This window comes from Rhodoplanes sp. P11 (assembly GCF_964266735.1).
Classification (GTDB): Bacteria; Pseudomonadota; Alphaproteobacteria; order Rhizobiales; family Xanthobacteraceae; genus Rhodoplanes; species Rhodoplanes serenus.
Window position 1 is genome coordinate 228935 of sequence record NZ_CAXWGY010000019.1, and the last position, 22271, is coordinate 251205.

Below are 22271 nucleotides of genomic sequence, written 5' to 3' on the forward strand. Positions count from 1 at the left end.
GCACGAGTCCGCAGTCTCCGGCGCCATCTCGATCTCTCATCAGCGGGACACCGGCGGTGCGGATTCGCGCGCCGTCATTCGCAGGCTCGGCCTGTTAATCCACCCTGGGAGACGATTCGTTTCAATGGGATGAAGTCGCTGCGGGAATGCGGCGCCCCGCGTGGCGCCCGCCGCCGTCCCGCCGGTCAGCTCTGCACCTGCTGGGCGGCCTGCTCGACATGGACGGTGACCGCGAGGCTCTCGCCGGCGCCGCCGAAGCGGGTGCCGCGCACCGGCGCGGCGCCAAGATAGTCGAGGCCGGTCGCGACCCGCACATGGGCGTCGGTCGCGCACATGGCGTGGGTCGGATCGAATGCCACCCAGCCGAGATCCGGCACGAAGGACTCGACCCAGGCGTGACCGGCGTCCTGGGCCGTGACGCCGTCGCTGCGCCAGAAGTATCCGCCGATGTAGCGCGATGGGATGCCCAGCGAGCGGGCGGCGGCGATGAAGACGTGCGACAGATCCTGGCAGACGCCGCGCCGGAGGCTGAACGCCTCGGACGCCGTGGTGGCCGGATGGGTCGGGTCGGTGTCGAACAGCACCTCGGCATGGACCGCCTGGACGAGGGCGTGAAGCAGCGCGAGGGGATCGTCGGCGGCCGTATCGGCGACCCCGCGGGCGAAGTCGCGGATCGGCGGGTCGGCGCGGGTGAGGGCGGTCTCGCGCAGGTAGAGGCTCGGCGGAAACCGCTCGATGGTGCCACGCACCACCCCGCCGGTGTCCTGGGTGTCGACCTCGCCCTCGACCAGCATTTCGAGATGGTCCGTCGGCAGGTCGTCCGAGAACGCATGGGTGATGTTGCCGAACGCATCCTCCTGGGTGGTCAGCCGGCAGTCCGCCGAGACGTCGATGCGCCAGCGCACGATGTGCTGGCCGTCGTGCGGGCGCGGCGTCATCCGCAGGATCTGGATCACCCGGCTGGCGGGTGTGTCGTAGCGGTAGGCGGTCTGGTGCGAGACGCGGATGCGCATGGGCGGGCGGTCCGGACGCGACAGGGAGGGCTGCTCACATCAGATACTGACGCGAGATGGCGCCGCCAAGCTCGTTGTTGTCGGAAATGAACTCGGTGATGAACTCGTGCAGCCCGTTCTGAAACACCTCGTCGATCTTCAGGTTCGACAGGCGGGTGTGGATGCCGCGCGCCTTGCGCTGGGCCGGCCCCTGGCGGCCGTAGGCTTCGGCGATGTCGTCGCAGTAGCGCACCAGGTTGTCGTAGCAGCTCGCCAGCGAGCGCGGCATCTTGGGATTGAGCATCAGCAGGTCGGCGATCAGCCAGGGCTTCAGGCTCTCGCGATAGACCCAGTGATACGAGGTGAGCGCGGAGACCGAGCGCAGGATCGCGGCCCACTGGTAGTAGTCGAGCGGCCCACCCACATGAGTGTGGGCCGGCAGCAGCAGGTGGTACTTGGTATCGAGGATGCGGGCGGTGTTGTCGGCGCGCTCGATGTTCACGCCGAGCCGGAAGAACCAATAGGCGTCGCTGCGCAGCATGGTGCGGTAGGCGGACCCGTCGAAGCGCAGCGAGGTCTCCTGCACCCAGCGCAGAAAGCGGACGAACTCCTCCCGCGAGCCCGGCGCGTTGTCGAAGCGCTTCAGCTCCAGCCAGGCGCCGTTGATCACGTCCCACATCTCGCTGGTCAGCGCGGTGCGTACCGCCCGCGCATTGGTGCGGGCGAGCTCGATGCAGTTGCGGATCGACGACGGGTTGGATGGCGCGAAGGCGAGGAACTCCTTGACGCTGTCCTCGCTCGCCTCCCGATAGCGGGCGTGGAACGCCTTGCCGCAGCCGGCGGTGGCCACCGCCGACTCCCATTCGTTGGTCGATCCCACATAGGCGAGCGGCAGCGCGGTGAGGCGCAGCGTCACCTCCAGGATGCGGGCGAGATAGTCGGCGCGCTCGACGTAGCGGGCCACCCAGTAGATGTTGTCGGCGGTACGAGACAGCATGACCACGCCTACGTGTCGAGCACCCAAGTGTCCTTGGTGCCGCCTCCCTGGCTGGAATTGACGACGAGCGAGCCGCGCTGCAACGCCACCCGGGTGAGGCCGCCCGGCACGATGCGCACCGCGTCGCGCCCGGTCAGCACGAACGGCCGCAGGTCGATGTGGCGCGGCGCCACCCCACGCTCGACCCATGTCGGGCAGGTGGAGAGCGCCAGCGTCGGCTGCGCGATGTAGTTCTTCGGATCGGCCTCGATGCGGGTGCGGAAGGCGGCGATGCGGCCCTTGTCGGCCATCGGCCCGACCAGCATGCCGTAGCCGCCGGAGCCATGCACCTCCTTGACCACCAGCTCGGGCAGATGGTCCAGCACATAAGCGAGGTCGTCGGGGTCGCGGCAGCGCCAGGTCGGCACGTTCTGGAGGATCGGCTCCTCGCCGAGATAGAAGCGCAGGATCTCCGGCATGTAGCTGTAGATCGCCTTGTCGTCGGCGATGCCGGTGCCGACCGCGTTGGCGAGCGTTACCTGGCCGGCCTGATAGGCCGACATCAGCCCCGGCACCCCGAGGGTCGAGTCGGGCCGGAACGCCAGCGGATCGAGGAAGTCGTCGTCGACGCGGCGATAGATCACGTCGACCCGCTTCGGCCCCTCGGTGGTGCGCATGTAGACGACGCCACCCTTGACCAGGAGATCACGGCCTTCGACCAGCTCGATGCCGAGCTTGTCGGCCAGGAACGAGTGCTCGAAATAGGCCGAGTTGTAGATGCCGGGGGTGAGCAGCACCACGGTCGGGTCGGCCGCCGCGGTGTCGGGCGCCACCGACTTCAGGGTCGCCAGCAGCTCGTCCGGATAGTTCTCGACCGGCGCCACCCGGTAGCGCGAGAACAGGTCCGGGAACAGCCGCATCATGATCTCGCGGTTCTCCAGCATGTAGGAGACCCCGGACGGGGTGCGGGCGTTGTCCTCCAGCACGTAGAAGGTCTTGGCGTCGACCCGGACGATGTCGATGCCGGCAATGTGGACGTAGACGTCGTGCGGCACCTTCTGGGCGTTCATCTCGGGCCGGAACACCTGGTTCTGGAACACCAGATCCTCGGGGATGAGGCCGGCCTTGAGGATCTCGCGGCGTCCGTAGATGTCCTTGAGGTAGAGATTGATGGCCTTGACACGCTGCGTCAGGCCGCGCCGCAGCAGGTCCCATTCGGCGGCGCCGAGGATGCGCGGAATGACGTCGAAGGGGATCAGCCGCTCGGTCGAGTCGGCCTCGCCATAGACCGCGAAGGTGATGCCGATGCGGCGGAACAGCAGCTCCGCCTCCTGCCGGCGCTGCTCGAGCACGTCGGGTTCGAGATCCCGCAACCAAGCGTCGAGTCCCGCATAGGCGGGACGGATCTCGCCATTCGCGCCCCGCATCTCGTCGAAACAGTCCGCCATACCCCCCTCGTCCCCGACGGCGTCCCACGCCGGTGCCTGCCCCCGGCGAAGCCTATCCGCCGCTGGGCTGCCCTGTCTGAAAGCGATGCAAGCATCGAGCCACCGTCTCACGGGCCGGCCCGCTCGTCCATGCACGCCCAGCCGTCGGGCGCAGGCGTCGCCCGTTCCCGGGATTGCCCAACAATTGGGCGGCGGCTGGCCATATGGGCAGCGATCGCCGGTGGATGCGGTCGAGATCCGCGCCCGGCGCGCTTGAGCCGTGGTTTCGGTCGCGATAGAGGACAGCCACGCCGGAGTTGCACAATGAACGAGAACACGAGCGTTTCCGCCACTGCCGCGGCCTCCGCGACCCCCATCGTGACGGCCGGCCTTCTGGTGATCGGCGACGAGATCCTGTCGGGCCGGACCAAGGACAAGAACATCGGCTACCTCGCCGAGTACCTCACGGCGATCGGCATCGATCTGCGCGAGGTCCGGCTGGTGCCGGACATCGAGGACGAGATCGTGGCGGCGCTCGACGCGCTGCGGAGCCGCTACACCTACGTGTTCACCACCGGCGGCATCGGGCCGACCCACGACGACATCACGGCGGACGCGGTGGCCCGCGCCTTCGGGGTGCCGCTCGATCTCGACCCGCGCGCCGTGGCGCTGCTGCGCGAGCGGGTGGGTGAGGCGGGGCTCAACGAGGCGCGGCTGCGCATGGCGCGCATTCCGCGCGGCGCCGCGTTGGTCGACAACCCGGTGTCGAAGGCCCCGGGCTTCTGGATCGGCAACGTGATCGTCATGGCCGGCGTGCCGACCATCATGCAGGCGATGCTGGACGCGGTCGCCCCGCAGCTGCGCACCGGCGCCAAGGTGGTCTCCGAGAGCGTGCGTGCCGATCTGCGCGAGGGCGACATCGGCACCGAGCTCGGCGACGTCGCCAAGGCGCATCCCGAGGTGATGATCGGCAGCTACCCGTTCGCCGACGAGCAGGGGCGCCCGAACACCAACCTGGTGATCCGCGGCCGCGATCCCGCCCGGGTGGCGGCCGCCCGCGCCGCCGTCGAGGCCATGCTGAACGAGGTGCGCGCCACTCTGGCGGGCACGTCTGCCTCGTGACCCCCGCAAGTTTCGACGGGCTCGGCGCGCCACCCACCGGCCGAGCCATTTCCTTCGCACGCGCCACCGAGGCCCGTGCTTCGCGATCTGGAGAGACGAGATGGCCGCGGCCGCGACCCCCGACAAGGCGTTCCCCGTATCCTGGGACATGTTCCACCGCGACTGCCGGGCGCTGACCTGGCGGCTGGCCGGGCAGGGGCCGTTCGACGCGCTGGTGACGGTGACGCGCGGCGGCTTGGTGCCGGCCGCCATCGTGGCGCGCGAGCTCGGCATCCGGGTGGTCGAGACCATCTGCGTGGCGAGCTACGGCGGCACCTCGGGCGTTCCGGACACCCAGCAAGGCGAGCTGCGCATTCTCAAGGGTGTGGCCGAGGAGATCGTGCGGCTCGGCCGCGGCGACGGCGCCCGCGTGCTGATCGTCGACGACCTGGTGGACACCGGCAAGACCGCCCGGGTGGTGCGCGACCTGCTGCCCAAGGCGCATTTCGCCACCGTCTACGCCAAGCCGATGGGGCGGCCGCTGGTCGACACCTTCATCACCGAGGTGTCGCAGGACACCTGGATCTTCTTTCCCTGGGATACCGGGCTGGCGTTTCAGCCGCCGATCTCCGGGGGGGCCTGACGTAAGGCAATGAAAGGGACATGCCATGGCCGGCCGTGACGACCTGCCCTTCGAGCCCGATCTCGAGACCGACGACATCGACGACGAGCTCGACGTCCACTACCGGGCGCTGCGCAGCATCGCGCTCGACTATATCGAGGAGCACGCGGTTCCGGAGGATGTCGTCTCGGCCCTCCTGGTCGACGTCGCCATCGAGCTGCGCAAGGTCGGCTATGTGTTGGAGACCGAGAAGCCGTCGGTGACCGGACTGAAGCTCGAGCTCGACCGCTGGCGCGCCGACTTCGACGGCGTGGTGCGCTCCCACAAGAAGGAGGCGGAGAGCTTCCTGGAGGAGATGCGCGACGCCATGGCGGACGCCGACAGCCTCGAACGGGCGGTGGCGGAGCGTGGCGAGGACGACGACACCGACGCCGACGACGAGGAGGCCCTGGCGGCCGAGCGGGAGGCCGAGGCGGCCGGGCAGGCCGCGTCGCGCGGAGGCAGCGGGACCGACACGGTCGCGGAGCCCGAGCCGGCGGCGCCGCGGACCGGCATCAGGTCGCATCCCGGCTCGAAGACGGAGCACTGAACCGACCGGGGTGACGCCGGTGGCGCCCGATCACCCCCTTGCGCGGCCACGGCGCGACGGGAATGCTGCGCGCCGTCGCCCGCGACGGCGCCTTGCGGACGTGGCGGAACGGTAGACGCAGCGGACTTAAAATCCGCTGGGGGAGACCTCGTGCGGGTTCGAGTCCCGCCGTCCGCACCACTGCTCGGCCGCGCGACTGCGGTCTCACACCCGACGCACCCGACCCGGCGAACCTCACACCCGGCGCAGCAGGGCCCACATGTTGTCGCTGGTCGGCAGCCGCCAGGTCGGCCCGAAGGAGGTGCGGAAGCCGCAGGTCTCGGCCATCGCCCGCAGGGTTTTCGGGGTGAAGTAGTTCTGGTGGTCGGGGAGGCGGAAGCCGCACCAGCGCCGGCCCATGACGCGGCGATTGAGGCTGCCGTAGTTCGGCACCTTGACGATGGCCACGCCGTCCGCCGCCAGGGTCCGGTGAATCTCGCGCAGCACCGCGACCGGATGGGATTCGTGCTCCAGATAGGACTGGAGCGTCGCCGCCGTGAAAAAGCCATCCGGGAAGCCGCGCAGCCCGGCGAGGCACGGCGCCGCGACGACATCGCCGCCCCGGCGGGCAAAGCGGGTGCGGGCCTCGGCGGCGGCCGCCGCCGAGACCTCAATGCCATAGGGGACATAGCCCGGCGCCAGCGTCTCGTAGCTGCGCCCATGGCCACAGCCGAGATCCACCACGTTACCGGGTGCCGCATGGGCGGCGATCAGCGCGGCGCTGCTCTTGCGCGGCAGCAGGTGAAGGCGCCAGCGCGTCGCCCGGCTCAGCTTCTGCTGGGTGGTGCGGGTGGCGTCGCGCCATTCGCTTTCGAGCTGCGAGGTCTTCTCCCACGACATCTGCTCCGACAGCGCCTCGTAGACCGGGCCAGAGGTCGTGTAGGTCAGCCCGCAGCCGGCGCAGGTCTTCACGGTCCAGCGGCCGAGCGAGTAGGGGCCGGGCGCCGTCGCGGCGTTGTCGTCGCCGCAGTGGGGGCAGGTGCGCGCCACGACGGCGACCTCGCCGAACACCGAGTCCTGCCAGGAGGAGAAATCCGCTGCGGCGGAGGGCGCGTTCGCGGGCATGGTCGGCCTCCGGGCGTCGAATCCGGGCGATCGGTCCCGGCGCATCCGGAACCGGCAGGGGGCGTATCGATGGCCCAGCCTCACATTCGCGTCAACGAGATCCGGCGGCGGTGTACGGTGCGCCCCGGCGATTCTACCGTGGTGGGGCTGCGGATGCGGCGTTCGGGGCGTTCCGGGACGGACATTCGGGAGACGAGCAAATGTCGCGTAAGCTCACCCTCGTGCTGGCGGCCGGTGCGTCGCTCGGCTTGGCTCTGGTGACCACCACCCCGGCCTCGGCCGGATACTATGGCTATGGCTACGGCACGCCGTGCTGGAGCTGCGGTCCCTGGTACAGCCCGTATTATGCGCGGCCCTATGCGGCACGCCCCTATTACGTGCCGACCTATTATGCGCCGAGCTACTACGCTCCCGCTCCGGTCTATTATCCGGCCCGGGCCTACTATCCGGCCCCGTATTACGGCGGCGTCGCCTATGGCTGGCGGCGGCCCGTCGGCTGGTCCTATGGCTGGCGCGATCCCTACTGGAACTGGCGGCGCTGGTAGCCGGCGCCGTCGACGCCGCGGCAGGGCAGTCGGGGCCTGACCGTCCGGCGGTGAGCGCCGGAGAACGGCATTCCCGGACGCGGAACGGAGCACGGTTCCGCGTGGGATGCGCGGCGGCCATCCTGCGGCTGCCTCGGCTTTGCGCCGGCGGGAGCAGGCCGAACGGTGTTCCGAATACCCGACCATCGTCCGAACAGCAAAAGAGCCGCCCAAAAGCAAAAGGGCCGCCCCGTGACAAGAGCGGCCCTTCGTGCCTCGCAGGCGAAAACGCCCCGGGCGGCATTGCCGACAAGATGCTGGGGGGAAGGGGGGGCAAGGGGACCAGCAACGTTGTCGTGGAGACAATCCGCGAGACCGCGTGCGGTTCCTAGGCACCGCAAAATTTTTTGCGGGCCTCGGCGCGGACGTGCGCCGGCTGGCACGCTCCGCCGGATCGCCGGGAGGCGGCCGGCCAGCCACCACGAGACGCCTGCAGCCTTCCCCCGAGCGGAGTCCGATCCAAATGGACCGGCCTCCGCTCTGAACTCCTTGCATCAGCGCATTTTCGGCGGCGAACCGGGTCCCACGTCGCCGGACGATGCTCAAAAGCTCAGCGGTCGAACACCGTGTTGCGCTGGGCGCCCACCAGCACGAAGGTGGTGCGCTTCGGCACCTCCTTGAGGCGGGTGGCGCCGATATAGGTCATCGACGAGCGCAGGCCGCCCATGATGTGCTGGAGCGTCGCCTTCACGGGGCCGCGATACGGCACCTCGACGGTCTTGCCCTCGGCGGCGCGATAGTCGGCGACGCCGCCGTGATACTTGTTCATCGCGGTGTCGGACGACATGCCGTAGAACTCCAGGCCGACCGGGACGCTCTCGCCGTTGCGGATCTCGTAGCGGACCCGGCCCTCGCACTCGTCGTGGCCGGCCAGCATGCCGCCCAGCATGACGAAGTCGGCGCCGCCGCCGAACGCCTTGGCGACGTCGCCCGGCACCGTGCAGCCGCCATCCGAGCAGACATGGCCGCGCAGCCCGTGCGCCGCATCGGCGCACTCGATCACGGCGGAGAGCTGCGGATAGCCGACGCCGGTGAGATCGCGGGTGGTGCACACCGAGCCCGAGCCGATGCCGACCTTGACGATGTCGGCGCCGGCCAAGATCAGCGCCTCCGCCATCTCGCCGGTCACGATGGCGCCCGCCATGATGACCGAGTCGGGATTCTCGGCGCGCACCCGCTGCACCACCTGGAGGAACTGCTCGCTGTAGCCGTTGGCGACGTCGATGCAGATCTTGCCGACCGGCACCTGGGCCCGCACCAGTGCGAGCTTGTCGAGATCCTCGGTCGTCGTGCCGATGGAGTAGAACACGTTCTCGGCGATCTCGCTGCGCAGGAACTCGATCAGCCGCTCGGCGGGATAGTGCTTGTGCAGCGCCACCATGGCGCCGAACGGCGCGAACGCGCGCGCGACGCTGAAGGTGCCGACCGTATCCATGTTGGAGGCGATCAGCGGAAAGCCGGTCCATTCGCGCCCGGTGTGGACGAAGCGGAACGAGCGGGTGACGTCGACGTCGGCGCGCGAGCTCAGGGTCGATCGCTTCGGACGGATCAGGACGTCTTTGAAGTCGAGCTTCGGGTCGGTTTCGATGTGCATGCCAATGGGTCCGGGCCGGTCGTCGTCCGGCCATCGAGGAATCCGCCGGGAGGGGAGGTGAGAGGATCGCGGACCCCGCATGGTAGCAGAGTTCGGGAGCGGGCGCGCCACGGGCGCATGGCGCCCCGGCGCCCAGCCGCGTCGCGGCCGCGGCCCGTCCCAAGCGAGCAGCGCGGCGCGGGCCGGCCATAACGGAATCCGATAGCGTTCCGAATTCTCAGTATTGGACCTCGCCGGAACGAACCCCTTAGCGTGGTGGCCGTTGACGGGACCTCGCCGGAACGGCGCGTCCCGGCGGCCCCGGAGAGCATGCTCCCACCGGCCCGCCGGCGCCTCCGGCGCCCCTCCGACCGGGAGGACGCCCTGTGAGTCGTGACCGATCGCACGCCGTCCGGCCCGGCTCCCGCTCCGGTGCCTCTCTCCGTCCCGACGCTCCGACAAGGATCGCCCTCATGACGATTGCTCTCCGTGGACTGCGCCTCGCGCTCATGCTCGCGGCGGCGGTGCTGCTCCTCGCCGCTGCGCCCCGCTCCGGCTCGGCCCAGGATTACCCGAACAGGGTGATCAAGCTCGTGGTGCCGACGCCGCCCGGCGGCATGGCCGATCTGCTCGGGCGCGTCATCGCGACGAAGATCGCCGAGAACACCAAGGCGACCGTCATCGTCGAGAACAAGACCGGCGCCGCCGGCCTCATCGCCGCCGACATGGTGGCCCATTCACCGCCCGACGGTTACACGGTCTTCCTCACCTATCACGCGACGCAGTCCATCCTGCATCTGATCACTGCCAAGATGACCTACGATCCGGTGAAGGACTTCGTCCCCATCATCTACGTGGCGATCGCCCCCAACGTGCTGATCATCAACCCGGCGCTGCCGGCCAAGTCGGTGCAGGAGCTGGTCGCCTACGCCAAGGCCAATCCCGGCAAGCTCACCTATGCGTCCCAGGGCAAGGGCACCACGGGCCATCTCGGCGGCGAGATGTTCAAGCAGGCCGCCGGCATGGAGATCACCCACGTGCCGTATCGCGGCGCCGCGCCGGCGCTCCAGGATCTGATCGGCGGGCAGGTCAGCATGATGTTCGACATCGTGCCGCTCGCCCGCGAGCACATCACGGCCGGCAAGGTGCGGGCGCTCGCCGTCACCTCGGCGCAGCGCTCGCCGGTGCTGCCCGATGTGCCGACCACCACCGAGGTGGGCATGCCGGAGGTGCAGGGCGGCGCCTGGTGGGGCCTGGTCGCCCCTGCCGGCACGCCGAAGCCGATCGTCGACTGGCTGAACACCGAGACCCGCAAGGCGTTCGCCTCGCCGGAGGTGCGCGACCGCCTCACCGAGCAGGGCCTCACCTTCTTCCTCGGCACGCCGGAGCAGCTCGCCGAGCACGCCGCCGCGGAGACGCGGCGCTGGGGGGCCGTCATCGAGAAGGCCGGTATCAAGCCGGAGTGAGGCGGCGTCCGCCGCATCGGCCCGACGATGATCGACGACGCCGGCGGTCTCTCCCGCCGGCGTCACCGTCTGCGGCGCGGTGGAACCGGCAGGGCGAGGCGCCGCGATTGCGGGTTGTTCACGGGAACGTGATACGATCGACTGATCAACCGACGTCCGCTCGGGCTATCCTGTGCGCGGTCCGGGACCATGCCGCGCGCCCGTGTCCGATTTGCTGCGGCACGCCCCCGGCCTGATCCGTGTCCGCAGGAGCCCGCCATGAGCCAGCCTTCGCTGAGGCCGCGCGTCGCGTTGCGTCCCCGGCTCCAGCGCCCGCCGCTCTACAAGGTCATTCTGCTCAACGACGACTACACGCCGCGCGAGTTCGTCGTGGCGGTTCTGAAGGCCGTGTTCCGCATGCGCGAGGACCAAGCCTATGCGGTGATGATGACGGCGCACCGCAAGAGCGCCTGCGTGGTCGGCGTGTTCGCCCGCGACATTGCCGAGACCAAGGCCACCGAGGCCACCGATCTCGGCAAGGCCAAGGGCTATCCGCTGTTCTTCACCACGGAGCCGGAGGAATAGGGCGCCCCCGGCCGCCGTCTCCGCCGACGGGGAGCCGGCCCGCACGGCTCCAGCATCATGGTGGGCGCGATCCGTCGGGCGCGATCACGCCACCTTGAGATAGCTGTAGCCGAGGCTCTGAAGCTCGGCCACGGTGGCGACACCCGACGGCACCAGCTTGAGGAACGAGTCGCTGCGCGCCTTGGCGACGTCGATGTTCAAACGCTTGAAGGTGATCTGGCACAGATAGGCCTCGACCCCGTACTTGGAGAGGCCGATCGCGCGCGTGTAGAGATCGGGATCGATGGTCTCGTCCGCCCATGGCGTGCCGGCGAGATCGGCGAGAAAGAACTTCAGCCCCGGCCCGTGCGCCACCATCACGATCTTCATCCGCATCGGATCGAAGTCGTACACCGACAGGTGGTTGTTGATGTTGCCGAGCATCTGCCCGAAGCGTCCGGCGTCGCCGAAATCGCAGTGGTAGACACAGGCGAAGTCGGTGTCCTTCTTGAACGCCCCGAAGCCGAGCGCCTGCGGCGCCGCGCCGGCGCGCGTCGTCATGGCGCCCGACAGCGCCGCGCCCGACAGGGCGATGCCTCCGATGATACTGCGTCGGCTGGTGTCCGTCATGGCGCTCCTCCACCTGGTGTGCGGACTTGGTCTGTTGTGGTCCGCAGGCCAAGTCTACAACGGGAAGAACGCCCGGCAACGCGCCGGACTGCGGCGGTCGGCACGATGGTATGGAAGGGTGCGCTGAAACGCGGCGCGCCGCCCGATGGCGACGCCGAAGGCACATCGGCCGGCGCGGCGGGAGCCTGCGCGCGCACCAGCCGACATGCCGGAGCCTCGACGGCTCACATCTGCGAGCAGGGCACCACCTGGGTGCAGGCGCTGGTCTTGTTGAGGCGGACATTGGTGGCGTGCGGCGCCGGCACGCCGGCCGGGCTCGCTGCGACACCGTCACCGAGATCACCCGGATACGGCACGGCGGCCAGCACCAGCAGGGTTGCGGCGGTGACCGTGATCGCGAAGGCAATGCGCAGGGACATGGGATGCTCCAGATCGGCGTCCGGGAAATCAGCAAGGCGGCACGCGGGCGTCCGGACGGTTCCGCCGCGTCGCGGCTGGGCCGACGAGAGCCGAGAGGCGTACGCGGTGCCCGAAAGGGCGCCGGCTCGGCCGGCTCGTCTGTCCACGATCGGTATCATGATCGGGACCGCCTGAATCGAGGGTTACCGCCGACGATCGATCCGGGCTAATGACCGGGATGGTGAGCGAAGCATCAACACGGCGCACCGCATTGCCATCATGCTGCGATGCCGCGAAACGGATTGCGGCTGCGGACGTTCACGTCGCGCCGTCCGCGCATCGCAGGAACTCGCCCGCAGCGCCGTGACGACAAGGTCCAGCCGGGGAGGGCCCGTGACGCACGATCATTCGCATGCCCATCTGTCGCCCGCCACGCTGCGCAACGAGCGGGCGCTGTGGACGGCGCTCGCTCCCACCGGCGCCTTCATGCTGGCCGAGATCATCGGCGGCGTGGTGTTCGGCAGCCTCGCCCTGATCTCCGATGCGGGCCACATGGCCACCGACGTGTTCGGCATCGGCCTGGCGATCGCGGCGATCAGGCTCGGTCGCCGGCCGCCCGATGCGCGGCGCACCTTCGGGTACGAGCGGCTGGAGATCCTGGCGGCGGCCGCCAATGCGCTGCTGCTGATCGGCGTCGCCGTCTACATTCTCTACGAGGCGTGGCGTCGCCTTTCGGAGCCGCCCGAGATCCAGTCCATCGGCATGCTGGTGATCGCGGTGATGGGCCTCGGCGTGAACCTGTTCTCCATGCGGGTGCTGGCCGGCGGCAAGGACGAGAGCCTGAATCTGAAAGGCGCCTATCTGGAAGTGTGGAGCGATCTCCTCGGCTCGATCGGAGTCATCGTGGCGGCGGTGCTGATCCGGCTCACCGGCTGGACCGTGATCGACACCATCGTGGCGGTTCTGATCGGCCTGTGGGTGGTGCCGCGCACCGCGGTGCTGCTGCGCGGCGCCGTCAACATCCTGCTCGAAGGCGTGCCGGACGGCATCGACCTCGTCGCGGTGCGCGACGCTATCGCGGCCGAGCCCGGCATCGAGGATGTCCACGATCTGCATGTCTGGGCGCTCACCGGCGGACGCATCTGTCTCACCGCCCATGTGCTGGCGCCGACGCGCCGCGACGACCAGGATGCCTTGATCGCCGCGACGCGCGAGATGCTGCACGAGCGCTTCGGCATCGGCCACGTCACGCTCCAGGTGGAGCGCGAGCCGTGCCCCGACGCCGCCGCGGGCGGTCATCGGTTCCTGTGATCGGGGACGGACCGCGCCCGGCCGCGGTTCTCACCGCTGGCGCCGGGTCGGAAAAACGTCGCGGATCGCGGCGTTGAAGAAGGCGCCCTTGGAGTCGGCCGCCAGCAGCGCCGCATAGGTCTCCTCCGGCACGTCGGCGTAGACGTAGACGCGGCCGGACCGGAACACCACGGTGAGCTCGCGCCGCTGATTATCGTAGCGGACGCGAGCGATCGCCGAGGACGAGACCTGGGGCATCGGCTCGTCTCCCGGGTCCGGCCGCGGAGCGCCGCGCGATCAGCCCCGCGCCGCGGCCTCGAGCGCCGCGACGTCGAGCTTCACCATGGTCAGCATCGCCTCGGCGACCCGCTTGGCCTTGGCACGGTCCGCATCGTTGATGAGCTCGCCGAGCCGCTTCGGCGCGATCTGCCAGGCGAGGCCCCAGCGGTCGCGCAGCCAGCCGCAGTGCTCGATGGTGCCGCCCTCGGCCAGCGCAGCCCACAGGCGGTCGATCTCGGCCTGGGTGTCGCATTCCACCATGATGGAGAAGCTGTGGTTGAACGGGTCCAGCCGCCCGGCCTCGAACGCCAGGTAGCGCTGGTCGCCGAGCGTGAAGGCGACCAGCTTGACGCTGCCGGCCGGCCCGCTGGGGGAGTCGGCCGGCAGGGTCGAGACCGATTGGATCGACGAACCCGGCACGAGCCCGGTGTAGAAGCGCACGGCGGCCTCGACGTCCTTCTCAAACCAGAGTGTCTGGGTCACCTTCATGGGGCGCGTCTCCTCTGCGGCCTGGCTCCCGAACGGAACCGTCATCGCCGAGGACGATCGAGGAGCGGGCCGCCCGACAGTCCCGAGGAGATGTGTTTGCCGAGCGGCGCGCGCGCCGAGAACAAGAGCGCACGCGCCGGAAACAGGTCAGACGCCGACGCGTACCGATGCGTTGGTGTCGCAGCGAGAAACCGGCAAAATGGCTGCGTCCATCGTCCCTGTTGCGGCCGGTTGTCATCCGGCGCGTGCCTCCGACAACGCACCGGGCGGGGTTGGGTTTCCGGTCGATCGCGGGGCCACCGGCCGCTGGACCTCGGCGGCTGCGTGTGGTCAGTGGGGCGCGGCCGTCGCCGGCCGGCCCGCCGAGGGCGGCGACGCGGCGGCCGTTCCGGGTCCGCCGCTGTGCGGTGGGCCGCCCGAGCAGGAGACCGCATGCCGATCGAGACACGCCGACAGGCCCTGTCGATCCTCACCGTCGCCGCCGCCTCGGCCCTCCTGGCCGGCGGCACCCGCCCCGCAACCGCACAGAGCCGCACCCCCATGACCACCCCGTCGGGCCTCATCATCACGGACATCACGGTCGGCACCGGCGCGACGCCGCGCCAGGGCCAGACCTGCGTGATGCACTACACCGGCTGGCTCTACGAGAACGGCACCAAGGGCAAGAAATTCGACTCCTCCGTCGATCGCGGCCGCCCGTTCGAGTTCCCGATCGGCATGGGCCGGGTGATCAAGGGCTGGGACGAGGGCGTCGCCACCATGAAGGTCGGCGGCAAGCGCACCCTGGTGATCCCGCCGGAGCTCGGCTACGGGGCGCGCGGCGCCGGCGGCGTCATCCCGCCGAACGCCACCCTGATGTTCGAGGTCGAGCTTCTGGACGTGAAGGGGTAGGGCGCTGCGGCGCCCGTCCGGGCGGGCCGGCGGCGCCGGTTGCCCGGGGGCGCCGGGTGTGGCGCCGGTCGGAGGTCGTCATGGCCCGCACCTGGCGCCTGATGGGCGCCGACCGCCGCCTCTACGAGAGCGCGCTCCCGGGCACACTCGGCGGCAACCGGCGCCTGAGGATTTACGGCCGGCTCGACTGTCCGAGCGCGCTGCGCTGGATCGCCAAGGGCCACTATGTGAAGAACCGCGTGTTCTTCGCTGACGGCGCGACCGCGGTGGCGGCCGGCTACCGCCCCTGCGCCATCTGCCTGCCGGCGGAGTGGCGGCGGTACAAGGCGAGCGCGGGTCGGTGAGCCGCCGATGCCGTCATGGCCGGGCCAGCCGCAGGCCGCGACCCGGCCATCCATCGGTGCAGACCAGGCCCCTTTGCGAAGGCGATGATGCGGGCGACCAAGACGCTGGGCTGCGCCTACGCCTGGTGAGATCGCGATCAGGCAGCGGCGTCGGACTTGGTCGTGATGTCGCCGCGACCGGCCAAAAGGCCGGCGATCGAGATGTCCTCGTCGAGATGGTCCCAATGGAGCCCGGTGCGGCTCAGCTCGACACGGGCGCGGTCCTCCGGCAAAGCGCGGAGCAGGCGTGGGAACCAGGCGAGCGGCACGCCGAGAGTGCGGCCGTCCGAGAGGTCGACCCACATGGTGTGCTCGTCAAAGCGGACCGCCATTGCCGAAATGCTCATGCCATGCCCTCAGGATCGCCTCGCGGCTCTCGGCGACGATGCGCAGAATAGCCGCCAATTCGGACGCATTGAAGCCGTAGCTGTCGGCGATCGTGATCTCGGGCGCGAGCCAGACCTTGGCGTCGCAGCCGCGTCCCCTGACATGGACATGCGGCGGCTCGCGCGGAAGCCCCTCGTTCGAGAAGAAGAAGTAGCGCAATCCACCGTGGCGAAAGACGACCGGCATGCGTACCTCGGTTCGGTGCGGAAGCCGTAGCCTCAGATCGAGGGCAGCGAAGCCCGGGGCCTTTGGAGGTTACCACGGACGAAAACGCCGCGGATGTCGCGGGCACGCCATCCGGGCGACGAAGAGCCCGGCTCGTTCGCCCAGCCTCGTCATGGCCGGGCCGGCCGCAGGCCGTGACCCGGCCATCCCTCTCACGAAGACGATGGATGCGCGGGTCTTCGCCCGCGCATGACGGAGAGGGGCGGGCGGCGCATTGCCACGTCCGCAGCGGCGCGTCAGCCCGTATAGGCCGTAGCCCGGGTTGAGCGCAGCGAACCCGGAACGTCAGTGGGGGCTGCGGGCAAAAAGGCCTCGGCTTTCGCTTCGCTCAATCCAGGTTACGAAGAAGTCGGGCCACGCTTGCTACGAAGAACTTGGGTCACGCTCGCTATTCCGCCCTACGATCGATCTGAGCTAAAATTGCTGAATGAGTCATCTGGCGAGCAGAGCTGGGAGGCGCGAAAATGTTATCATTCGCAACCGAATTTCCGATTTCTAGCCCGACGGGGATTGATCAATTCATCGGTTCTGCAAAATCCTGGCTATTGGGTTCTCCGCATACGAAGTTCACTAAAGACGAATTGGATGTTAGTATTAAGAATGGAGAGTGGTGGAGGAAGACGGACAACGAACGGATTGACGCCATAATCGCTTCGTCAGGCGGAGAGGAGCGCGCGGCACTGAAGTACACCATCGTTGAGAATGATTTGCAGTGGGACACATTTGTTGTCTTCTCCGCGCGAGAGGTGGATGCTTGGGTTGGTATTAGAGTAACCTGCGAGTCTATGCAGACTGCCACGAGGTTACCGGCCGCAAAGAAGCCTATAATAGTGCGATCGTTACTAAGAGATCTTGGAGGCGGGGTCGATGGGGGGCTTCTAGTTCAAGAGGCTCCGCTCTTCTTAAAAAATGGCGAAATTGACTTAGCTGCGAGACTGATAGTCGGGGAGGTGGAGTGCCATCTTCCTATAGTATATACCAGTTATGGATTTGATGGTGACTATTCGGTCGATCCTATGTCATTGGCTAACAAGTTGTCGGGAATGGCACACGTTGTCGTTGAGCCAAATCGCCCCTTTTCAAGAAGGCTTCAAATTGAGGTCGGCTCGGAAAACGTCTATGGGGGAACGGTTGGGGTCTATTGGCCAAGTGGCGGGGGGCGACGGTCGTTTTTTCTGGGAGGCGAGAATCCGACACCAAAAGCGTTGGAGCGCGCGATAGTAGAAGAGGTGCGTACAGCATTGTTGAATCGGCGGCCGCTGGTTCGTTGCACCTGGTCCTCTGCTCAAGAGGCTTTATCTCGTTCTGTATATGAGGCCTTGAAGAATGCGGGCTCGCGTGAAGTCGAAAAATACATAAACGCATTTGATTTGGAAATGAAGGCCAAAAATGAGAAGCTTGAAGACGCTGAAAACGAAATACTGCGATTGCAATCCGAACTAAGGAAATATGAATCGAGGATGTCTGAGGGTGGTGCTGTTTCGCTGAAAGCTGGTGAAGAGCAGGATCTGTATCCAGGGGAGCTGCTCGATATTGTTATCGATGCGATGGTCGGTTCGATAGATAGGGTTCAGCCTGACAGTCGAAGGCAGCACGTCCTTCGGGCTATGTGCAATTCGAATCCGGGGACTGGTGAGACTGGTCGGCGAAAAGAATTTCTTAAGGAGCTCCTCAGGGATTACAGAAGCATGGATGGGAAGACAAAAGGAGGTCTGAAGAATCTCGGATTTTCCATAGAGGAGGATGGAAAGCACTATAAATTGGTATATCAAGGTGATGATAGGTATATATTCCCGTTGCCAAAAAGTGGCAGTGATCGTCGGGGCGGCCTGAATTGCGCGAGCGACATCGCGAAACGCATTTTTTAGAACGGCTCTGAGCGGCTCGTAAGCCGCCCAGATTGATCAATCAAGGTGATTTCAGCGTCGGGTCCTCTCGTCCCTCAAGAGCACCCCGTCGTGGACCCGCACGTGTCGCACTTCATGCAGGTGCCGTTGCGCACCAGGGTGAAGTTGCCGCACTCGCCGCAGGGGTCGCCCTCGTAGCCCTTGGCCTTGGCCTCGGCCCGCTTCTCGGCCGCGAAGGCACGCGAGTCGGCGGCGTGGGCCTTGGCGTCGGCGCGCGCCGCGGGGGCGGCCTCCGACCAGGCCAAGTCGTCGAGGCGCGAGGCCGGCTCCGCCTTCAGCGCCACCGCGGCGGCGCCGCCGGCGCGGGCGAAGGGCGCCACGTTGGAGGGGGCACCCCCGGCGTGGGCGCCGCCATGAGCGGTCGGCGGCGCCGCGGCGGCGCGGTTGTCGCCGTGGGAGCCTCCACCCCGACCGTCCCCCGCGAGGGGGGAGGGCGCCTGGACACCGTGCCCTCCCGACGAGGAGTGCCCGCCGCGGCTCTCCGCGCCATGACCGGCGCCATGGCCGCCGCCGGCCGGCGCGTGGCCGCCCGCCATCACCACCAGCTTGTCGGTGCGCGAGCGCGTCAGCCCCTTGGAGACGTAACGCGAGGCCGGCGAGCCCTCCGGCACCTTGCCCTCGGCGACGCCCTTGCCGAGCGCATCGAAGCCGCCCGCCGCCGACGGATCGACATGGGCGAGGTCGAAGCGCGACAGGTACGACACCGCGAGCTCGCGGAACACGTAGTCGAGGATCGAGGTGGCGTACTTGATGGTGTCGTTGCCCTGCACCGGGCCGGACGGCTCGAAGCGGGTGAACGTGAAGGCGTCGACATACTCCTCCAGCGGCACGCCGTATTGCAGGCCGAGCGACACCGCGATGGCGAAGTTGTTGAGGAGCGAGCGCAGCGCCGCGCCCTCCTTGTGCATGTCGATGAAGATCTCGCCGAGCCGGCCGTCGTCATACTCGCCGGTGCGCAGATAGACCTTGTGGCCGCCCACCACCGCCTTCTGGGTGTAGCCCTTGCGGCGGTCCGGCATCTTCTCGCGCTCGCGCATCACCACGATACGCTCCACCACCTTCTCGACGATCTTCTCCGACAGCGCCGCGGCGCGCGCAGCCATCGGCTTCTCGATGAAGGTGTCGATGTCGTCCTCGTCGTCGTCCTCGTCGGCCACGAGCTGGGCGGAGAGCGGCTGCGACAGCTTGGAGCCGTCGCGATAGAGCGCGTTGGCCTTCAGCCCGAGCTTCCACGACAGCATGTAGGCGGCCTTGCAGTCCTCGACGGTCGCCTCGTTGGGCATGTTGATGGTCTTGGAGATCGCCCCCGAGATGAACGGCTGCGCCGCCGCCATCATGCGGATATGGCTCTCCACCGAGAGGAACCGCTTGCCGTTGCGGCCGCACGCATTGGCGCAGTCGAACACCGGGTAGTGCTCGGGCTTCAGGTGCGGCGCGCCCTCGACCGTCATGGCGCCGCAGACGAACACGTTGGCGGCCTCGATTTCTCGCTTGGTAAAACCAAGCGAGCCCAGCATGTCGAACGACGGCCGGGCCAGATCCTCGGCCGCGAGGCCGAGCGTCTCGGTGCAGAACGCCTCGCCGAGCGTCCACTTGTTGAAGGCGAACTTGATGTCGAAGGCGGTCGGCAGCGCCTTCTCGACCTTGGCGATCACCTCCGGCGTGAAGCCCTTGGCCTCGAGCGCCTTGTGATTGATGCCGGGGGCCTCGGCGAGCGTCCCGCGGCCGACCGCGTAAGCCTCGATGTCGGCGATCTGCTGGGCGTTGTAGCCGAGCGCCCGCAGGGCCTCCGGCACGGCACGGTTGATGATCTTGAAGTAGCCGCCGCCGGCCAGCTTCTTGAACTTTACCAGGGCGAAATCCGGCTCGATGCCGGTGGTGTCGCAGTCCATCACCAGGCCGATGGTGCCGGTCGGGGCGATCACGGTGGCCTGGGCGTTGCGATAGCCGTGCTCGGTGCCGAGCGTCAGCGCCTTGTCCCACGCCGCCTGGGCGTGGTCGACGAGGCGCGGGTCCGGGCAGGCGGCGTGGTCGAGCCGCATCGGCAGGGTGGCGAGCTTCTCGTAGCCGCCCTTCTCGCCGTGCGCGGCGCGGCGATGGTTGCGCATCACCCGCAGCATGTGGTCGCGGTTCTTCTTGTAGCCCGGGAAGGTGCCGAGCAGCGCCGCCATCTCGGCCGAGGTGGCGTAGGCGACGCCGGTCATGATCGCCGAGAGGGCGCCGCACAGCGCGCGGCCGGCGTCGGAATCATACGGGATGCCGGACGACATCAGCAGGCCGCCGAGATTGGCGTAGCCGAGCCCGAGGGTGCGGTACTCGTAGGAGAGTTGGGCGATCTCCTTGGACGGGAACTGCGCCATCAGCACCGAGATTTCGAGCACGATGGTCCACAGCCGCACGGTGTGCTCGTAGCCCTCGACGTCGAACATCCCGATCTCACCTCTCCCCGCCTGCGGGGAGAGGTCGGACCGCGCGCCGGCGCGCGGTCCGGGTGAGGGGGCCTCGCCGCGACGCTCGGCGTGGAGGAGCGCCCCCTCACCCCGACCCTCTCCCCGCGCGCGGGGAGAGGGAGACACCAGGAACGTCAGCAGGTTCAGCGAGGCGAGATTGCACGCCGTGTCGTCGAGGAACATGTACTCGGAGCACGGGTTCGAGGCGCGGATCGGCCCCGAGGCCGGGCAGGTGTGCCAGTCGTTGATGCTGGTGTGGAACTGGAGGCCGGGATCGGCCGACGCCCAGGCGGCGCTGGCGATCTTCTCCCACAGGGCGCCCGCCTTGACGGTCTTGGCCACCTTGCCGGGCTTGGTGCGCCAGGTCAGGTCCCAGTCGCGGTCGGCCTCGACGGCTTTCAGGAACTCGTCGGTCACCCGCACGGTGTTGTTGGAGTTCTGGCCCGCGACGGTGAGGTAGGCTTCCGAGTCCCAATCGGTGTCGAAGACCGGGAAGTCGATATCCTTGTAGCCCTGGCGCGCGAGCTGGATCACCCGCTTGATCATGTTGTCGGGCACATGGTTCTTGCGCGCCGCCTTGATCTCGCGCTTGAGCACCGGGTTCTTCTCGGGCGTGAAGCAGTCGTCACCGGAGCCCTGGCAGTTCACGCACGCCTTCATCACGGCGCGCAGATGGCGCTGGGCGATGCGCGAGCCGGTGACGAGGCTCGCCACCTTCTCCTCCTCGACCACCTTCCAGTCGATGTAGGTCTCGATGTCGGGATGATCGACGTCGACGATCACCATCTTGGCGGCGCGGCGCGTGGTGCCGCCCGACTTGATGGCGCCGGCGGCGCGGTCACCGATCTTGAGGAAGCTCATCAGGCCGGACGACTTGCCGCCGCCCGACAGCCGCTCGCCCTCGCCGCGCAGGCGGGAGAAGTTGGTGCCGGTGCCGGAGCCGTACTTGAACAGCCGCGCCTCGCGCACCCACAGATCCATGATGCCGCCCTCGTTGACGAGGTCGTCCTGGATCGACTGGATGAAGCAGGCGTGCGGCTGCGGATGCTCGTAGGCCGACTTGGAGCGGTGCACCTTGCCGGTCTTGAAGTCGACGTAGTAGTGGCCCTGGCTCGGGCCGTCGATGCCGTAGGCCCAGTGCAGGCCGGTGTTGAACCACTGCGGCGAGTTCGGCGCCACCATCTGCGTGGCCAGCATGTAGCGCAGCTCGTCGAAGAAGGCGTGCGCATCGGCCTCGCCATCGAAATAGCCACCCTTCCAGCCCCAGTAGGTCCAGGTGCCGGCGAGCCGGTCGAACACCTGGCGGGCCGAGGTCTCGCCGCCGAAGCGCTCCTTCTCGGGCAGGGCGGCGAGCGCCGCCTCGTCGGGCGCCGAGCGCCACAGCCAGGACGGAACCGTCTCCTCCTCGACCTTCTTCAGGTGCGCCGCGATGCCCGCCTTGCGGAAGTACTTCTGGGCGAGCACGTCGGAGGCGACCTGCGACCACGCCGCCGGCACCTCGACCGCGTCGGCACGGAACACCACCGAGCCGTCCGGGTTGCGGATCTCGCTGGTGGTGGTGCGGAACGCGATGTCCGCATAGGGGGACTGGCCGTCTTTGGTGTAGCGCCGCTCGATCCGCATCTTCAGCCTCTCGCCTTGCTCCGGCCGCCGTCCGTGCGGACGTCGCGCCGACATTGCCGCTGCTCGCAGGCACGACGTCGCGCCCGCACCACGCCTCGGCTCCCGTCATTCCGTCTGACGCCGTCACTCGAACAGCCGGTGATCCGCGGCGCGGTCCCGGTCTCGTTGCGCGTCCTTCGTCGCTGACGTTACTCGTTGCTCACGCTTCGGCGGGCACGCCGTCCGGGCGGTCCGACGGGGCAGCGCACGCGGGGAAGCGCGCGCACGACAGAGGGCATCCACAAGAGCCATTTGGCCCCGGTGAAGGACTGTCGCAAGCCTCAGGGATCGTCCGGCGAGGA

22 protein-coding genes and 1 tRNA gene are annotated in these 22271 nt (G+C 68.2%); 11 read left to right on the top strand and 12 right to left on the bottom strand.

All coding sequences use genetic code 11. The features are described from left to right. Window positions 1–185: 185 nt before the first annotated feature. The 3 genes from ACFQUV_RS20175 to ACFQUV_RS20185 are packed head-to-tail and all read right to left on the bottom strand — an operon-like array spanning window position 186 to window position 3416. Entirely contained in the window at window positions 186–1013 is an 828-nt protein-coding gene (locus ACFQUV_RS20175) for a transglutaminase family protein (protein WP_129608217.1), read from the bottom strand. A 34-nt stretch (window positions 1014–1047) separates the two neighbouring features. Further along, window positions 1048–1989, bottom strand: a complete 942-nt coding sequence (locus tag ACFQUV_RS20180) for an alpha-E domain-containing protein (protein ID WP_129608218.1) — start codon at window positions 1987–1989, stop codon at window positions 1048–1050. 8 nt (window positions 1990–1997) lie between these two features. After that, complete coding sequence (locus ACFQUV_RS20185) at window positions 1998–3416, bottom strand: circularly permuted type 2 ATP-grasp protein (protein WP_111384392.1); 1419 nt, start codon at window positions 3414–3416, stop codon at window positions 1998–2000. A 303-nt stretch (window positions 3417–3719) separates the two neighbouring features. On the opposite strand from ACFQUV_RS20185, the gene ACFQUV_RS20190 reads away from it, so the two are divergent. The 4 genes from ACFQUV_RS20190 to ACFQUV_RS20205 all read left to right on the top strand — a co-directional run bounded on the left by ACFQUV_RS20190 (window position 3720) and on the right by ACFQUV_RS20205 (window position 5887). Beyond that, entirely contained in the window at window positions 3720–4517 is a 798-nt protein-coding gene (locus ACFQUV_RS20190) for a molybdopterin-binding protein (RefSeq protein ID WP_129608219.1), read from the top strand. 100 nt (window positions 4518–4617) lie between these two features. Further along, a complete protein-coding gene (gene gpt / locus ACFQUV_RS20195; RefSeq protein WP_111384390.1) occupies window positions 4618–5139 on the top strand; it encodes a xanthine phosphoribosyltransferase in 522 nt (173 codons plus the stop codon). A gap of 25 nt (window positions 5140–5164) precedes the next feature. After that, window positions 5165–5707, top strand: a complete 543-nt coding sequence (locus tag ACFQUV_RS20200) for a hypothetical protein (RefSeq protein WP_129608220.1) — start codon at window positions 5165–5167, stop codon at window positions 5705–5707. A 94-nt stretch (window positions 5708–5801) separates the two neighbouring features. Continuing rightward, window positions 5802–5887: transfer RNA gene (locus tag ACFQUV_RS20205), tRNA-Leu, on the top strand. Window positions 5888–5941: 54 nt separating this feature from the next. Here ACFQUV_RS20205 and ACFQUV_RS20210 read toward each other — a convergent pair. After that, entirely contained in the window at window positions 5942–6811 is an 870-nt protein-coding gene (locus ACFQUV_RS20210) for a class I SAM-dependent methyltransferase (RefSeq protein ID WP_165363812.1), read from the bottom strand. Window positions 6812–7011: 200 nt separating this feature from the next. On the opposite strand from ACFQUV_RS20210, the gene ACFQUV_RS20215 reads away from it, so the two are divergent. Then, window positions 7012–7356: a hypothetical protein gene (locus ACFQUV_RS20215; protein ID WP_111384387.1), complete on the top strand. Its 345-nt coding sequence runs from the start codon at window positions 7012–7014 to the stop codon at window positions 7354–7356. A 589-nt stretch (window positions 7357–7945) separates the two neighbouring features. Here the strand turns inward: ACFQUV_RS20215 and ACFQUV_RS20220 are convergent. After that, window positions 7946–8989 (bottom strand): GMP reductase, encoded by a 1044-nt coding sequence (locus tag ACFQUV_RS20220; RefSeq protein ID WP_129608222.1) that lies wholly within the window; start codon window positions 8987–8989, stop codon window positions 7946–7948. A gap of 452 nt (window positions 8990–9441) precedes the next feature. On the opposite strand from ACFQUV_RS20220, the gene ACFQUV_RS20225 reads away from it, so the two are divergent. Together ACFQUV_RS20225 and clpS are read left to right on the top strand one after the other, a co-directional pair. Next, entirely contained in the window at window positions 9442–10434 is a 993-nt protein-coding gene (locus tag ACFQUV_RS20225; protein WP_129608223.1) for a tripartite tricarboxylate transporter substrate binding protein, read from the top strand. A 258-nt stretch (window positions 10435–10692) separates the two neighbouring features. Beyond that, window positions 10693–10998 (top strand): ATP-dependent Clp protease adapter ClpS, encoded by a 306-nt coding sequence (clpS, locus tag ACFQUV_RS20230; RefSeq protein ID WP_111384384.1) that lies wholly within the window; start codon window positions 10693–10695, stop codon window positions 10996–10998. Window positions 10999–11082: 84 nt separating this feature from the next. Here clpS and ACFQUV_RS20235 read toward each other — a convergent pair whose 3' ends face one another. Beyond that, entirely contained in the window at window positions 11083–11607 is a 525-nt protein-coding gene (locus ACFQUV_RS20235; RefSeq protein WP_129608224.1) for a DsrE family protein, read from the bottom strand. A 224-nt stretch (window positions 11608–11831) separates the two neighbouring features. Then, entirely contained in the window at window positions 11832–12026 is a 195-nt protein-coding gene (locus ACFQUV_RS20240; RefSeq protein ID WP_129608225.1) for a hypothetical protein, read from the bottom strand. Between the two features lie 466 nt (window positions 12027–12492). Between ACFQUV_RS20240 and ACFQUV_RS20245 the strand changes: the two genes are divergently transcribed. Further along, window positions 12493–13317 carry a cation diffusion facilitator family transporter gene (locus tag ACFQUV_RS20245; RefSeq protein WP_244601497.1) on the top strand — a complete coding sequence of 275 codons (825 nt, stop codon included), beginning with the start codon at window positions 12493–12495 and terminating at the stop codon, window positions 13315–13317. A 30-nt stretch (window positions 13318–13347) separates the two neighbouring features. Here ACFQUV_RS20245 and ACFQUV_RS20250 read toward each other — a convergent pair whose 3' ends face one another. Together ACFQUV_RS20250 and ACFQUV_RS20255 are read right to left on the bottom strand one after the other, a co-directional pair. Then, a complete protein-coding gene (locus ACFQUV_RS20250; protein ID WP_111384380.1) occupies window positions 13348–13554 on the bottom strand; it encodes a KTSC domain-containing protein in 207 nt (68 codons plus the stop codon). 39 nt (window positions 13555–13593) lie between these two features. Beyond that, complete coding sequence (locus ACFQUV_RS20255) at window positions 13594–14064, bottom strand: VOC family protein (protein ID WP_129608227.1); 471 nt, start codon at window positions 14062–14064, stop codon at window positions 13594–13596. A gap of 432 nt (window positions 14065–14496) precedes the next feature. On the opposite strand from ACFQUV_RS20255, the gene ACFQUV_RS20260 reads away from it, so the two are divergent. Both ACFQUV_RS20260 and ACFQUV_RS20265 read left to right on the top strand, forming a co-directional pair. Further along, window positions 14497–14955 (top strand): FKBP-type peptidyl-prolyl cis-trans isomerase, encoded by a 459-nt coding sequence (locus tag ACFQUV_RS20260; RefSeq protein WP_244601493.1) that lies wholly within the window; start codon window positions 14497–14499, stop codon window positions 14953–14955. A gap of 80 nt (window positions 14956–15035) precedes the next feature. Further along, on the top strand, window positions 15036–15299 hold the full coding sequence (locus tag ACFQUV_RS20265) for an Ada metal-binding domain-containing protein (RefSeq protein ID WP_129608228.1): 264 nt from the start codon (window positions 15036–15038) through the stop codon (window positions 15297–15299). 137 nt (window positions 15300–15436) lie between these two features. Here the strand turns inward: ACFQUV_RS20265 and ACFQUV_RS20270 are convergent, their stop codons facing one another. After that, window positions 15437–15685: a DUF2442 domain-containing protein gene (locus ACFQUV_RS20270; RefSeq protein ID WP_129608229.1), complete on the bottom strand. Its 249-nt coding sequence runs from the start codon at window positions 15683–15685 to the stop codon at window positions 15437–15439. Then, window positions 15654–15911 (bottom strand): DUF4160 domain-containing protein, encoded by a 258-nt coding sequence (locus tag ACFQUV_RS20275; protein WP_129608230.1) that lies wholly within the window; start codon window positions 15909–15911, stop codon window positions 15654–15656. The genes ACFQUV_RS20270 and ACFQUV_RS20275 overlap by 32 nt, the downstream gene beginning before the upstream one ends. A 503-nt stretch (window positions 15912–16414) precedes the next feature. Between ACFQUV_RS20275 and ACFQUV_RS20280 the strand changes: the two genes are divergently transcribed. Continuing rightward, entirely contained in the window at window positions 16415–17818 is a 1404-nt protein-coding gene (locus ACFQUV_RS20280) for a hypothetical protein (RefSeq protein WP_129608231.1), read from the top strand. Window positions 17819–17892: 74 nt separating this feature from the next. On the opposite strand, the gene ACFQUV_RS20285 is transcribed toward ACFQUV_RS20280, so the two are convergent. Then, entirely contained in the window at window positions 17893–21930 is a 4038-nt protein-coding gene (locus ACFQUV_RS20285) for an adenosylcobalamin-dependent ribonucleoside-diphosphate reductase (RefSeq protein ID WP_378395575.1), read from the bottom strand. Between the last annotated feature and the right edge of the window lie 341 nt (window positions 21931–22271).

Coding starts and splice junctions, on each gene's coding strand:
- ACFQUV_RS20175 (WP_129608217.1), bottom strand. CDS start 1,013: ATGCGCATCCGCGTCTCGCACCAGACCGCCTACCGCTACGACACACCC.
- ACFQUV_RS20180 (WP_129608218.1), bottom strand. CDS start 1,989: ATGCTGTCTCGTACCGCCGACAACATCTACTGGGTGGCCCGCTACGTC.
- ACFQUV_RS20185 (WP_111384392.1), bottom strand. CDS start 3,416: ATGGCGGACTGTTTCGACGAGATGCGGGGCGCGAATGGCGAGATCCGT.
- ACFQUV_RS20190 (WP_129608219.1), top strand. CDS start 3,720: ATGAACGAGAACACGAGCGTTTCCGCCACTGCCGCGGCCTCCGCGACC.
- gpt (WP_111384390.1), top strand. CDS start 4,618: ATGGCCGCGGCCGCGACCCCCGACAAGGCGTTCCCCGTATCCTGGGAC.
- ACFQUV_RS20200 (WP_129608220.1), top strand. CDS start 5,165: ATGGCCGGCCGTGACGACCTGCCCTTCGAGCCCGATCTCGAGACCGAC.
- ACFQUV_RS20210 (WP_165363812.1), bottom strand. CDS start 6,811: ATGCCCGCGAACGCGCCCTCCGCCGCAGCGGATTTCTCCTCCTGGCAG.
- ACFQUV_RS20215 (WP_111384387.1), top strand. CDS start 7,012: ATGTCGCGTAAGCTCACCCTCGTGCTGGCGGCCGGTGCGTCGCTCGGC.
- ACFQUV_RS20220 (WP_129608222.1), bottom strand. CDS start 8,989: ATGCACATCGAAACCGACCCGAAGCTCGACTTCAAAGACGTCCTGATC.
- ACFQUV_RS20225 (WP_129608223.1), top strand. CDS start 9,442: ATGACGATTGCTCTCCGTGGACTGCGCCTCGCGCTCATGCTCGCGGCG.
- clpS (WP_111384384.1), top strand. CDS start 10,693: ATGAGCCAGCCTTCGCTGAGGCCGCGCGTCGCGTTGCGTCCCCGGCTC.
- ACFQUV_RS20235 (WP_129608224.1), bottom strand. CDS start 11,607: ATGACGGACACCAGCCGACGCAGTATCATCGGAGGCATCGCCCTGTCG.
- ACFQUV_RS20240 (WP_129608225.1), bottom strand. CDS start 12,026: ATGTCCCTGCGCATTGCCTTCGCGATCACGGTCACCGCCGCAACCCTG.
- ACFQUV_RS20245 (WP_244601497.1), top strand. CDS start 12,493: ATGCTGGCCGAGATCATCGGCGGCGTGGTGTTCGGCAGCCTCGCCCTG.
- ACFQUV_RS20250 (WP_111384380.1), bottom strand. CDS start 13,554: ATGCCCCAGGTCTCGTCCTCGGCGATCGCTCGCGTCCGCTACGATAAT.
- ACFQUV_RS20255 (WP_129608227.1), bottom strand. CDS start 14,064: ATGAAGGTGACCCAGACACTCTGGTTTGAGAAGGACGTCGAGGCCGCC.
- ACFQUV_RS20260 (WP_244601493.1), top strand. CDS start 14,497: ATGCCGATCGAGACACGCCGACAGGCCCTGTCGATCCTCACCGTCGCC.
- ACFQUV_RS20265 (WP_129608228.1), top strand. CDS start 15,036: ATGGCCCGCACCTGGCGCCTGATGGGCGCCGACCGCCGCCTCTACGAG.
- ACFQUV_RS20270 (WP_129608229.1), bottom strand. CDS start 15,685: ATGAGCATTTCGGCAATGGCGGTCCGCTTTGACGAGCACACCATGTGG.
- ACFQUV_RS20275 (WP_129608230.1), bottom strand. CDS start 15,911: ATGCCGGTCGTCTTTCGCCACGGTGGATTGCGCTACTTCTTCTTCTCG.
- ACFQUV_RS20280 (WP_129608231.1), top strand. CDS start 16,415: ATGTTATCATTCGCAACCGAATTTCCGATTTCTAGCCCGACGGGGATT.
- ACFQUV_RS20285 (WP_378395575.1), bottom strand. CDS start 21,930: ATGCGGATCGAGCGGCGCTACACCAAAGACGGCCAGTCCCCCTATGCG.